The sequence below is a fragment of the Sphingobium sp. B11D3A genome (assembly GCF_025961695.1).
Taxonomy (GTDB): domain Bacteria; phylum Pseudomonadota; class Alphaproteobacteria; order Sphingomonadales; family Sphingomonadaceae; genus Sphingobium.
In genome coordinates this window covers 2,350,643-2,362,534 of the sequence record NZ_JAOQOE010000001.1, presented here as the reverse complement: position 1 = coordinate 2,362,534, position 11,892 = coordinate 2,350,643, and the positions used below count along the sequence as shown (strand labels likewise).

At 65.0% G+C, this 11,892-nt stretch carries 9 protein-coding genes and 1 pseudogene; 7 read left to right on the top strand and 3 right to left on the bottom strand.

What is annotated here, in order from left to right:
- Positions 1 to 5: 5 nt before the first annotated feature.
- On the bottom strand, positions 6 to 293 hold the full coding sequence (gene groES / locus M2332_RS11220) for a co-chaperone GroES (RefSeq protein ID WP_181560932.1): 288 nt from the start codon (positions 291 to 293) through the stop codon (positions 6 to 8).
- A gap of 451 nt (positions 294 to 744) precedes the next feature.
- Here groES and mdh point away from each other — a divergent pair, with 451 nt between their 5' ends.
- The 7 genes and pseudogenes from mdh (at position 745) to lpdA (ending at position 9,024) form a co-directional block, all read left to right on the top strand.
- The gene (gene mdh / locus M2332_RS11215) at positions 745 to 1,707 is read left to right on the top strand and encodes a malate dehydrogenase (RefSeq protein WP_181560933.1); all 963 of its coding nucleotides are present in this window, start codon (positions 745 to 747) and stop codon (positions 1,705 to 1,707) included.
- Positions 1,708 to 1,777: 70 nt separating this feature from the next.
- Positions 1,778 to 2,084: pseudogene (locus M2332_RS11210) on the top strand (GIY-YIG nuclease family protein).
- Positions 2,081 to 2,965 carry a succinate--CoA ligase subunit alpha gene (gene sucD / locus M2332_RS11205; RefSeq protein WP_181560935.1) on the top strand — a complete coding sequence of 295 codons (885 nt, stop codon included), beginning with the start codon at positions 2,081 to 2,083 and terminating at the stop codon, positions 2,963 to 2,965. The pseudogene M2332_RS11210 and the gene sucD overlap by 4 nt, the downstream one beginning before the upstream one ends.
- Positions 2,966 to 3,064: 99 nt before the next feature.
- A complete protein-coding gene (locus M2332_RS11200; RefSeq protein WP_264574102.1) occupies positions 3,065 to 5,884 on the top strand; it encodes a 2-oxoglutarate dehydrogenase E1 component in 2,820 nt (939 codons plus the stop codon).
- A gap of 33 nt (positions 5,885 to 5,917) precedes the next feature.
- Positions 5,918 to 7,204, top strand: coding sequence for a 2-oxoglutarate dehydrogenase complex dihydrolipoyllysine-residue succinyltransferase (gene odhB, locus M2332_RS11195; protein WP_264574101.1), 1,287 nt, complete (start codon positions 5,918 to 5,920; stop codon positions 7,202 to 7,204).
- Positions 7,205 to 7,254: 50 nt separating this feature from the next.
- Positions 7,255 to 7,563, top strand: coding sequence for a GIY-YIG nuclease family protein (locus M2332_RS11190; protein ID WP_264574956.1), 309 nt, complete (start codon positions 7,255 to 7,257; stop codon positions 7,561 to 7,563).
- 57 nt (positions 7,564 to 7,620) lie between these two features.
- A complete protein-coding gene (lpdA, locus tag M2332_RS11185; protein WP_264574100.1) occupies positions 7,621 to 9,024 on the top strand; it encodes a dihydrolipoyl dehydrogenase in 1,404 nt (467 codons plus the stop codon).
- Positions 9,025 to 9,170: 146 nt separating this feature from the next.
- Here lpdA and M2332_RS11180 read toward each other — a convergent pair whose 3' ends face one another.
- Together M2332_RS11180 and msrB are read right to left on the bottom strand one after the other, a co-directional pair.
- Positions 9,171 to 11,312: a transglycosylase domain-containing protein gene (locus M2332_RS11180; protein ID WP_264574099.1), complete on the bottom strand. Its 2,142-nt coding sequence runs from the start codon at positions 11,310 to 11,312 to the stop codon at positions 9,171 to 9,173.
- 91 nt (positions 11,313 to 11,403) lie between these two features.
- Positions 11,404 to 11,814 (bottom strand): peptide-methionine (R)-S-oxide reductase MsrB, encoded by a 411-nt coding sequence (gene msrB / locus M2332_RS11175; RefSeq protein ID WP_264572327.1) that lies wholly within the window; start codon positions 11,812 to 11,814, stop codon positions 11,404 to 11,406.
- Between the last annotated feature and the right edge of the window lie 78 nt (positions 11,815 to 11,892).

Here is an 11,892-nt window from a genome sequence, read left to right as displayed (position 1 = left end):
GAAAATCAGGCGATGACGCCTAGAATGTCGCTTTCCTTCATGATGAGCAGGTCTTCACCGTCGACCTTGACCTCGGTGCCGGACCACTTGCCGAACAGCACGCGGTCACCGGCCTTGACGTCGAGCGGCGTCACCTTGCCGTCTTCCGCCTTGGCGCCCGTGCCCACGGAGACGATCTCGCCTTCCTGCGGCTTTTCCTTGGCGCTGTCGGGAATGATGATGCCACCGGCAGTCTTCTCATCGGCTTCGATGCGGCGAACGAGCACGCGATCGTGCAGCGGACGAAATCCCATTATCCAAGTCCTTTCCATAGCGGCGGGCGCTGTCGCTCTCCGATGGATCGCCCGGCCGGCCCTTGCCGAAGCCTGCGCGCCCCCCGGATACCGACTCCGGCACCCCGCCTGTGAAACACTGTGTTAGCACTGTCAGCGAGTGAGTGCTAACGGCCGCCATATGGGTCGGTCGAACCCCACGTCAAGGCGCGGTGCAGCAAAAAACTATTCGTTCTTTTCCCCGCGCGGTGGACCGTTCGGCGTTCTCGGCCGTTGGACGGTATCGCGTCGAAGGCGTCGCGATCCATCAATGACGGTCACTCATCCGCCCTAAGGACCGGCTGAACGCCCTTAAATGATATTGCGAACTAATCGCAAAGAAAAGCCGAAATCTGGCCCGATCGTCATTGAACGGTAAGGAAATTGGGCCTATGGGCGCCTCATCGACCACCGCGCAAAGAAGGAGACGCGCATGGCCCGGAAGAAGATCGCGCTTATTGGTGCCGGCAATATCGGCGGCACGCTTGCTCACCTCGCGGCTCTCAAAGGGCTTGGCGATATCGTCCTGTTCGACGTGGTCGAAGGGATTCCCCAGGGCAAGGCGCTCGATCTCTCGCAGTGCGGTCCGGTCGAAGGCTTCGACGCCAAGATCACCGGCTCCAACGACTATGCGGACATTGCCGGGGCCGACGTCATCATCGTCACCGCCGGCGTCGCCCGCAAGCCGGGCATGAGCCGTGACGATCTGCTCGGCATCAACCTCAAGGTCATGAAGGCCGTCGGCGAGGGCATTCGCGACAATGCGCCCGACGCGTTCGTGATCTGCATCACCAACCCGCTCGACGCGATGGTCTGGGCGCTGCGCGAATTCTCCGGCCTGCCCCACAACAAGGTCGTCGGCATGGCCGGCGTGCTTGATTCGGCCCGGTTCAGCCACTTCATCGCCGAAGAGTTCGAAGTGTCCGCCAAGGACGTCACGACCTTCGTGCTCGGCGGCCATGGCGATACCATGGTGCCGGTCGTGCAATATTCCACCGTCGCCGGCATTCCCGTGCCTGACCTCATCAAGCAGGGCCGCTCCACCAAGGAGCGTATCGATGCCATCGTGCAGCGCACCCGTTCGGGCGGCGGCGAGATCGTCGGCCTGCTCAAGACCGGCTCGGCTTATTATGCGCCCGCGACCAGCGGCATCGCCATGGCGGAAGCTTATCTGGGCGACCAGAAGCGCCTGCTGCCCTGCGCCGCCTATGTCGAGGGCAAGTACGGCGTCGACGGCCTGTATGTCGGCGTGCCGGTGATCATCGGCAAGGACGGCGTCGAGCAGATCGTCGAAATCGAGCTGGATGACGAAGCCAAGGGCAATCTCCAGGTCAGCGTCGATGCGGTCAAGGAACTGCTGGTGGCGTGCAAGGGCATCGATCCGAGCCTGGCCTAAGCGATGAAGCGCATCGCTTGCTCTTCCTGTTCCCCGGCGAAGGCCGGGGCCCAGCAGCGGCCGTGATGCAATGACCTGCGCCGACTATGTCTACATCATGGCAAGTCGGCGGAACGGGACGATTTATACCGGTGTGACGAGTGATCTGGTGAGACGCGTCACTCAGCATCGGACAGGAGAGATCAAGGGCTTCACCACCAAATATGGCTGCAGGCTGCTGCTTTGGTACGAAGCTCATGACGATCTTCAGAACGCGACCGTGCGAGCTGCGGATCATTGAAGAGATAAACCCGGACTGGAACGATCTGTTCGAGTCCATCTGTCAGAACTGGACCCCGGCCTTCGCCGGGGAACAAGGAAGCGAAGCGAGCCCATGAGCATCCTCGTCGACAAGAACACCAAGGTCATCACGCAGGGCATGACCGGCGCGACCGGCACGTTCCACACCGAACAGGCGCTGGCCTATGGCACGCAGATGGTCGGTGGCGTGACGCCGGGCAAGGGCGGCACCAGCCACATCGGCCTGCCGGTGTTCGACACGGTGGAAGAAGCCGTGGCCAAGACCGGCGCCACCGCGAGCGTCATCTACGTGCCGCCGCCATTCGCAGCCGATTCGATCCTGGAAGCGATCGACGCGGAAGTCCCGCTGATCGTCACGATCACGGAAGGCATTCCGGTGCTCGACATGGTGCGCGTGAAGCGTGCGCTCTCGGGCAGCAAGTCGCGCCTCATCGGCCCGAACTGCCCCGGCGTGCTGACGCCCGACGAGTGCAAGATCGGCATCATGCCCGGCTCCATCTTCCGCAAGGGCAGCGTGGGCGTGGTCTCGCGCTCGGGCACGCTCACTTATGAGGCGGTGTTCCAGACCTCCAATGCCGGCCTTGGCCAGACGACTGCCGTCGGCATCGGCGGCGATCCGGTCAACGGCACCAACTTCATCGACGTGCTGGAGCTGTTCCTCGCCGACGAGGCGACGCAGAGCATCATCATGATCGGCGAGATCGGCGGCGATGCCGAGGAGCAGGCCGCGCAGTTCCTGATCGACGAGGCCAAGAAGGGCCGCAAGAAGCCGATGGCCGGCTTCATCGCGGGCCGCACGGCGCCTCCGGGCCGTCGCATGGGCCATGCCGGTGCGATCGTCTCGGGCGGCAAGGGCGATGCGGAAAGCAAGATCGCGGCGATGGAAGCAGCGGGCATCAAGGTTGCGGCCAGCCCTTCGGAGCTGGGCACGACGCTGCTTGAGGTGCTCAAGGCGTAGGTGGTTAACAGCCGCTTCACCCGGGACGGCTTAACAGGCCGGTCCGGGATGGCGGCACAGGCGTCTTCCGCCCGGCGGAGAGAGGCAAGGATCGAACCGATGGGTTACGAGAATCAGGAATTCAGCGGCGCGCAAGAGGCCGAACAAGGGCCGAGCTGGGCGCGCAAGGGCTGGCCACTCGACAGCACGGACGACCTGACCGCCGCGCTCGACCCCACGCAGATGCAGGTGGCGATCAAGGCCGCGGTAGCGAAGAGCGGCGCGCCCGCCTCGCAGGCCGATGTCGCCAAGGCGGCCGCCGATTCGATCCGCGCGATGATGCTCATCCGCACCTATCGGGTGCGCGGCCATCTGGCCGCCAATCTCGATCCGCTCGGCCTGAGCCAGCGCGACCTGCCGGCCGATCTCACGCCGGAATATCATGGCTTCTCCGGCGCGGAGCAGGACCGCAAGGTCTATGTCGGCGGCGCGCTCGGCCTTGAGTGGACCACGATCCGCGAACTGGTGGACATTCTGCGCGCCAATTACTGCGGCAATGTCGGCCTCGAATATATGCACATCTCCGATGTGGAGGAGCGCCGCTTCCTGCAGGACCGCATGGAAGGCAAGGACAAGGAGATCATCTTCACGCCCGAGGGCAAGAAGGCGATCCTCGCCAAGGTCATCCAGGCCGAGCAATATGAGAAGTTCCTGGGCCGCAAATATGTCGGCACCAAGCGCTTCGGCCTCGATGGCGGCGAGTCCATGATTCCTGCGCTCGAAGCCGTGATCAAATATGGCGGCCAACTGGGCGTGCGCGAGATCGTGTACGGCATGGCCCATCGTGGCCGCCTCAATGTGCTGGCCAATGTGATGGCCAAGGGTTTCCGCGTGATCTTCCACGAGTTCTCGGGCGGCACCGCCAATCCCGAGGATGTCGGCGGCTCCGGCGACGTGAAATACCATCTCGGCACGTCGACCGACCGCGATTTCGACGGCATCAATGTCCATATGTCGCTGGTGCCCAACCCGTCGCACCTGGAGACGGTCGACCCGATCGTGCTCGGCAAGGTGCGCGCGCAGCAGCTCTTCCGCGACGATATCGGCCCCGGCAAGCACAAGCAGGTGCTGCCCGTGCTCATCCATGGCGACGCGGCCTTTGCCGGTCAGGGCATTGTGTGGGAGTGCTTCGGCTTTTCCGGCGTGCGCGGCTACAATACCGGCGGCTGCATCCACTTCGTTGTCAACAACCAGATCGGGTTCACCACCAGCCCGCAATTCTCGCGCGGCTCGCCCTATCCGAGCGATGTCGCCAAGGGCGTGCAGGCACCGATCATCCATGTGAATGGCGATGATCCCGAGGCGGTGACCTTCGCCTGCAAGCTGGCGATCGAATATCGCCAGACCTTCCATCGCGACATCGTGATCGACATGTGGTGCTACCGCCGCTTCGGCCACAATGAGGGCGACGAGCCGAGCTTCACCCAGCCGCTCATGTATGCGCGCATCAAGCAGCATCCGCCGGTGAGCGAGGTCTATGCCTCCCGCCTGCGTGAAGAGGGCGTGGTGGACGATTCGTTCCTGTCCGCGCAGGTCGAGGGCTTTGTCGATCATCTCGAGGAAGAGTTTGAATCGGCCAAGACCTACAAGGCCAATCATGCCGACTGGTTCGCCGGTCGCTGGTCCGGCCTGCATCAGCCCGCCGACATCGAAACCGCGCGCAAGAATGTCGAAACCGCCGTCTCCCCCAAGCTGTTCGAGAGCCTGGGCCGGACGCTGACGACGGTGCCCGAAGGCGTGAACGTCCACCGCACCTTGCGGCGCGTGCTCGATGCCAAGGCGGAGATGTTCAAGACCGGCGAGAATTTCGACTGGGCAACGGGCGAGGCACTGGCCTTCGGCTCGCTGCTGTCGGAAGGCTATGGCGTGCGCCTGTCCGGTCAGGACTCGGGGCGCGGCACGTTCAGCCAGCGTCACGCGGTTTGGGTCGATCAGGATAGCGAGAAGAAGTACATCCCGCTCTCCACCGTGCCGCACGGCCATTTCGAGGTCTATGATAGCCCGCTGAGCGAATATGGCGTGCTGGGCTTTGAATATGGCTATGCCATGGCTGACCCCAAGAGCCTGGTGCTGTGGGAAGCGCAGTTCGGCGATTTCGCCAATGGCGCGCAGATCATCATCGATCAGTATATCGCCTCGTCCGAGTCCAAATGGCTGCGCGCCAACGGCCTCGTGCTGCTGCTGCCGCATGGCTATGAAGGGCAAGGGCCCGAGCACAGCTCCGCACGGCTCGAGCGCTTCCTGCAGCTCTGCGCGGAAGGCAATATCCAGATCGCCAACTGCACCACGCCGGCCAACTATTTCCACATCCTGCGCCGGCAGATGCTGCGCCCGTTCCGCAAGCCACTGATCATCTTCACGCCCAAGTCGCTGCTGCGGCACAAGCTGGCGGTGAGCAAGGCCGAGGATTTCCAGGGCGATCGCCACTTCATGCGCATCCTCTCCGACCCCACACCGGCGGCGGACGAGCAGACGCGCCGGCTGGTGCTATGCTCCGGCAAGGTCGCCTATGACCTCATGGAAGCGCGCGACGCAGCCGGTGACAAGGACGTGCAGATCGTCCGCATCGAGCAGCTCTATCCCTTCCCGACCGAGGCGCTCGCCACGCGCCTCAAGCGCATGACCGTGCTGGAGGAAGTGGTGTGGTGTCAGGAGGAGCCCCGCAACAATGGTGCGTGGTTCTTCGTGGAGCCCTATATCGAGGAGGCGCTCGATCAGGCCGGCAAGGCGCCGATGCGCGCCCGCTACGCAGGTCGCAAGGCTTCGGCCTCGCCCGCCACCGGCCTTGCCCGCCGTCACCAGGCCGAGCAGGGTGCGCTCATTGCGGACGCGCTCGGTCACAATGTGCGCACCGAGATCAAGCGCCAGAAGAAAGCATAGTCCGCGCAGGCCGCGCCGGGCAGGAGGAAAGACATGGCCACTGAAGTGAAAGTGCCGACTCTGGGTGAATCCGTCACGGAAGCGACGGTGGGCCAGTGGCTGAAGAAGCCCGGCGACGCGGTGAAGGCCGATGAGCCGATCGCCAGCCTGGAGACCGACAAGGTCGCAGTAGAAGTCCCCGCGCCGGTCGCCGGCGTGCTCGGCGAGCTGCTGGTGAAGGAGGGCGACACCGTGAATGTCGGCGCCGTCATCGCCACCGTGCAGGAAGGCGCGGCTGCGGCCAGCAAGCCCGCACCGGCCAAGGCGGAAGCCGCTGCGCCGGCCCCGGCCAAGACCGAGGCAGCCCCTGCACCGACCCCGACGCCCACACCCGCGCCCGCGCCCGCGCAGGCCGCGCATGAAGGCGACAGCACGCTCGGCGCCATCACCCTCTCCCCGGCCGTGCGCCGGCTGGTGCTCGAGCATGGTCTCGACCCCAGCAAGATCAAGGGCACCGGCAAGGACGGGCGCCTGACCAAGGACGACGTGATGGCCGCCATTGCCGATGGCAGCGCCGTCGCGAGCGAGTCCGCCGTGGCCGCCGCCGCGCCGGCACCGGCGACCGGCAGCTCCGGCCCGTCGCGCCATCAGGAACGCGTGAAGATGACGCGCCTGCGCCAGACCGTCGCGCGGCGCCTCAAGGAAGCGCAGAACAACGCCGCCATTCTGACCACGTTCAACGATGTGGACATGAGCGCCGTCATCGCCGCGCGCGCCAAGTACAAGGATCTGTTCGAGAAGAAGCACGGCGTGCGCCTCGGCTTCATGGGCTTCTTCGTGAAGGCCGCATGCATGGCGCTCAAGGACATCCCCGGCGTCAATGCGCAGATCGAGGGCGACGAGATCGTCTATAATGATTTCTGCGACATCTCGGTCGCGGTGTCGGCGCCCAATGGCCTCGTCGTGCCGGTCATCCGCAATGCCGAGACGATGAGCATCGCCGAGATCGAGAAGACCATCGCCGATTTCGGCAAGCGCGCCAAGGAAGGCACGCTGTCGATGGCGGACATGGCCGGCGGCACCTTCACCATCTCCAACGGCGGCGTGTTCGGCTCGCTCATGTCGACGCCGATCATCAACCCGCCCCAGTCCGGCGTGCTCGGCCTGCACCGCATCGAGGAGCGCGCCGTGGTGGTCGACGGCCAGATCGTCGCACGCCCGATGATGTATCTGGCGCTCAGCTACGATCACCGCATGGTCGATGGCCGCGAGGCGGTGACCTTCCTCGTCGCCCTCAAGAACGCCATCGAGGACCCCACCCGGCTGCTGATCGATTTGTGAGGCAGGGAAAAATAGCAAACTAGCCCGTGCTCCTGCGAAGGCAGGAGCCCATCGACGGAGAAGAAACGACGAAATCTGGCTTCGTGTATCTGATGGCCAGCAAGCCGAACGGAACGCTGCACCTCGGCGTCACGAGCGACCTCGTCGCGCGGTGTCATCAGCATCGCGAGGGTCACGTCGAAGGGTTCAGCAAACGCTATGGTTGCCGGCTCCTTGTTTGGTACGCAGTATATGACGATCTGCAGGAAGCGCGGCTACGCGAACTGCAGATGAAGAAATGGAAACGGGCCTGGAAAGTCCGCCTGATCAGGGAGAACAATCCCGAATGGCGCGATCTGTGGTCGGTGATTGCGACCTAGCCGTGGGTTCCTGCCTTCGCAGGAACACAAAACGGTGACCGGTCAATGGAGCGAGTAATGGCAGACCAGTTCGACTATGACGTTCTCGTAATCGGCGCCGGGCCCGGCGGTTATGTGGCGGCGATCCGCGCCGCGCAGCTTGGGCTGAAGACCGCCTGCGCGGAAAGCCGGGAGACGCTGGGCGGCACCTGCCTCAATGTCGGCTGCATTCCCTCCAAGACGCTGCTGCACGCCTCGCACCTGTTCCATGAGGCCAAGGATGGCGTGCTGGCCAAGCACGGCATCAAGCTCGGCTCCGTGTCGCTCGATCTGCCGGCGATGCTGGCGGACAAGGATGCGGCCGTGAAGGGCCTCACCGGCGGCATCGAGTTCCTGTTCAAGAAGAACAAGGTTGAATGGCTCAAGGGCATGGCCAGCTTCAAGGACGCGCACAGCGTCGAGGTGGCCGGCAAGACCGTGACCGCCAAGAACATCGTTATCGCCACCGGCTCCAGCGTGACGCCGCTGCCCGGTGTCGAGATCGACAATGACAAGGGCGTGGTGGTCGATTCCACCGGCGCGCTGGCGCTCAAGCAGGTGCCGGATCATCTGGTGGTGATCGGCGGCGGCGTCATCGGTCTCGAACTGGGGTCGGTCTGGGGTCGCCTGGGCGCCAAGGTGACCGTGATCGAATATCTCGACCAGATCCTGCCCGGCATGGACGGCGAGGTGCGCAAGGAAGCCGCCAAGCTGTTCGCCAAGCAGGGTTTCGATATCCGCACCGGCACCAAGGTGACCGGCGTCGCCGTCAAGGGCGGCAAGGCCAGCGTGACGGTCGAGCCGGCTGCCGGTGGCACCGCCGAGACGATCGAGGCCGATACGGTGCTGGTCGCCATCGGCCGCCGCCCGAACACGCAGGGCCTCGGCCTCGACAAGATCGGGCTGGAGCTGAACCAACGCGGCCAGATCGAGACCGGCCATGATTTCTCGACGAAAGTCGACGGCGTCTGGGCCGTTGGCGACGTGATTCCCGGCCCCATGCTCGCGCACAAGGCCGAGGATGAAGGCATTGCCGTCGCGGAGAACATCGCCGGTATGACCGGCATCGTGAACCATGACGTCATCCCCAGCGTCGTCTACACCAGCCCGGAGATCGCCGGTGTCGGCCTGACCGAGGAAGCCGCCCGCGAGAAGGGCGAGGTCAAGGTCGGCAAGTTCCCGATGATGGCGAACAGCCGCGCCAAGGCAATCAGCGCCACCGACGGCTTCGTGAAGGTGATCGCCGATGCCGAGACCGACCGGGTGCTGGGCGTGTGGATCGTCGCCGATCCCGCCGGCACGATGATCGCCCAGGCCGCGCAGGCCATGGAGTTCGGCGCCACATCAGAAGACATCGCCTACACCTGCCACGCCCACCCGACGCACAATGAGTCGGTGAAGGAAGCCGCGATGGCGGTGCTCGGCAAGCCCATCCACATGTGAATTGGCGTCCTGGCCGGCTTGTCCGGTCAGGGGCTTTCCCCTTTGCCCGCGTGTAAGCTTGTTCGCCAGCGAAGCTGAATGCTGGCGGAAGATTCGCGCACGTCTGGCGCCGCGCTGACGAGTCTTCCGCGGCTGAACCAGCCCCCCTACTGCATCCCCGATGGCAGGATCGACGGCGATTCCCGTTGCGGCTGGGGCTGCGCGGGCGGTGCCTGACGCTGCTGCTGCGGCGGCCGTTGCTGGCCCGGCTGGGCGGGTGCCGGGCGCGCCGGGCGTTCGTCGCGGCCGAGCACTTCGTCGATCCAGCGCTGGTCGATCCGGCGCGGCGCTTCGGTGCCGCTGGTGTCGCCCGGCGTTGCGCCTTCGGCACCGCTGCTCTGGCCCTCGGCGGGCGGCAGAGGCAGGCCATTCTCGTCCACCATCATGCCATTGTCGGGCGAACCATAGGCCTCTTCGTCCGGTTCGAGCTGCCATTCGGGCAGCACCACCTCGGTCTCGAAATTCTCGACCGGGCGATTGGCCACGGCGGTGCGCATAAAGGCCGCAAAGGCCCGCGCTGGCGCGCGACCGCCGGCCAAGCCACCCACTCTACGACTATCGTCGCGGCCCATCCACACGCCGGTGGTGAGGCCGCTGGAGAAGCCGACGAACCAGCCATCCTTGTTGCTGGTGGTCGTGCCGGTCTTGCCTGCGACAGGCCGGCCGATCTGGGCCGCGCGGCCCGTGCCGGTGTTCACCGCCGTCTGCATCAGGTCGGTCATCCCCGCCGCGACCCAGGGCGCCACCAGCACGCGGCTGGTATCGTCCTCATGCTCATACAGCGTGGTGCCATCGGCCGTGGTCACCTTGAGGATGCCATAGGGCCGCACCGCCACGCCCTTGCGGGCAACCGACGCGAAGGCCTGCGTCATGTCGATGAGGTGGACCTCGGACGTGCCGAGCACCATCGAGGGGTGCGTGTTGATCGTCGTGGAAATGCCGAACCGGCGCGCCATGTCGGCGACCGTCGAGAAGCCCACTTCCATGCCCAGCTTGGCGGCAATTGTGTTGATCGAATAGGCAAAGGCCGTGCGCACGTCGATCTCGCCCACATTGCGGCGATTGTCGTTGCGCGGCGACCAGCCGTTGATCGTCACCGGACTGTCCACCACCCGCGTCTCGGGCGTGTAACCCGCTTCCAGCGCGGAGAGATAGACGAACAGCTTGAAGGCCGAGCCCGGCTGCCGCTGGGCGACGGTCGCGCGGTTATAGTTGGAGCTGACATAATCCAGCCCGCCGACCAGCGCCCGCACCGCGCCATCGCGGTCGAGGCTGACCAGCGCACCCTGCGCGCCGCCCGGCACATTGCCCTTGAGCGCCGCCACGGCGGCCCGCTGCATCCGGGGATCGAGCGTGGTGTAGACGTCGAGCGGCTGCTCGCGCTCGTCGATCAGCGTATCGAGCTGCGGCAGCACCCAGTCGGTGAAGTAGCGCACGCTGTCCTGCGCCTTCTCGGGCACCAGCCGCACGCTATCGAGATCGGCAGCGGCCCGCTCGGCGCTGGTAAGGTCGCCATTGGCCGCCATCACGTCCAGCACCACGCTGGCGCGGCCGGCGGCAGCATCGGCATCGGCCGTCGGCGAATAATGCGAGGGCGCCTTCACCAGCCCGGCGATGATCGCCGCTTCCTCGAGGCTGAGCGTCGTCGCGGGGTGATTGAAGAACTTGCGGCTCGCGGCATCCACGCCATAGGCGCCACCGCCGAAATAGACCTTGTTGAGGTACAGCTCCAGGATCTGGGACTTGCTGAACTTGCGCTCCATCGCCAGCGCCAGGATCATCTCGCGCAGCTTGCGGCCAGCGGAATAGCTGTTGTTGAGGAAGATGTTGCGCGCCAGCTGCTGGGTGATGGTCGACGCGCCTTGCAGACGCCGCCCCTCGCCACGGCGCACATAACCCACCCAGGCCGCGCGGGCGACGCCGATCGGATCGACACCGGGGTGCATGTAGAAGCGCTTGTCTTCCACCGAGACCAAAGCGCGGGTCATCACCTCGGGAATCTGCGAATGATTGAGCCAGCGCCCATAGCTCGGCCCGAGCGAGACGAGCACCGAGCCGTCCGCGGCGTGAACGCGGATCATCTGCCCATTGGGCGAGCTCTTGAGCGAGTCGAAGCTCGGCAGCGACTGCATCGCGATGACGACCGCAATCACCAGCGCGATCAGTCCCCCGATGGCGAGTGCGATGCCGACCTTGATCAGCCGGATGGTCCAGAGCCTGATCGAGCTCCCCGATTTTGCCTTGGCCATGCCTTGCCTTGTACCGCTCCGAACCGCTGCGTGCTGCAACTGTGCAGGACGCTACAAGCGTCCAGCGCCTTTACAAGCGCTGAATAGGATATCAATCGTCCTGTGCGGTGCCCTGCGGCTCGAAGTCCAGCGCGACGCTGTTCATGCAGTAGCGCAGGCCTTCCGGCCCCGGCCCATCAGGGAAGACATGGCCCAGATGCCCGTCGCAGCGCGCGCAGCGCACCTCGACGCGGCGCATGCCGTGGCTCGTGTCGGTATATTCACTGACTGCCTCGTCTTCCAGCGGCGCCGTGAAGCTCGGCCAGCCCGAGCCGCTGTCATATTTATGCCCACTGTCGAACAGCGGCAGGCCACAACCGGCGCAATGATAGATGCCGGCATCCTTGAGCTTGTCATAGGCACCCGCAAAGGCGCGCTCGGTGCCATGCTCGCGCAGCACATGATATTGCTCGGGGGTCAGGCGCTCGCGCCACTCGGCATCGCTGAGGTTCATCTTGTCCATGCGCGGAATATCGGGTGCCTGCCCGGGCGCGTCAATGGCACCGAGCGGCGGATCGTGGGGCGTGGACCAACGCGCCGA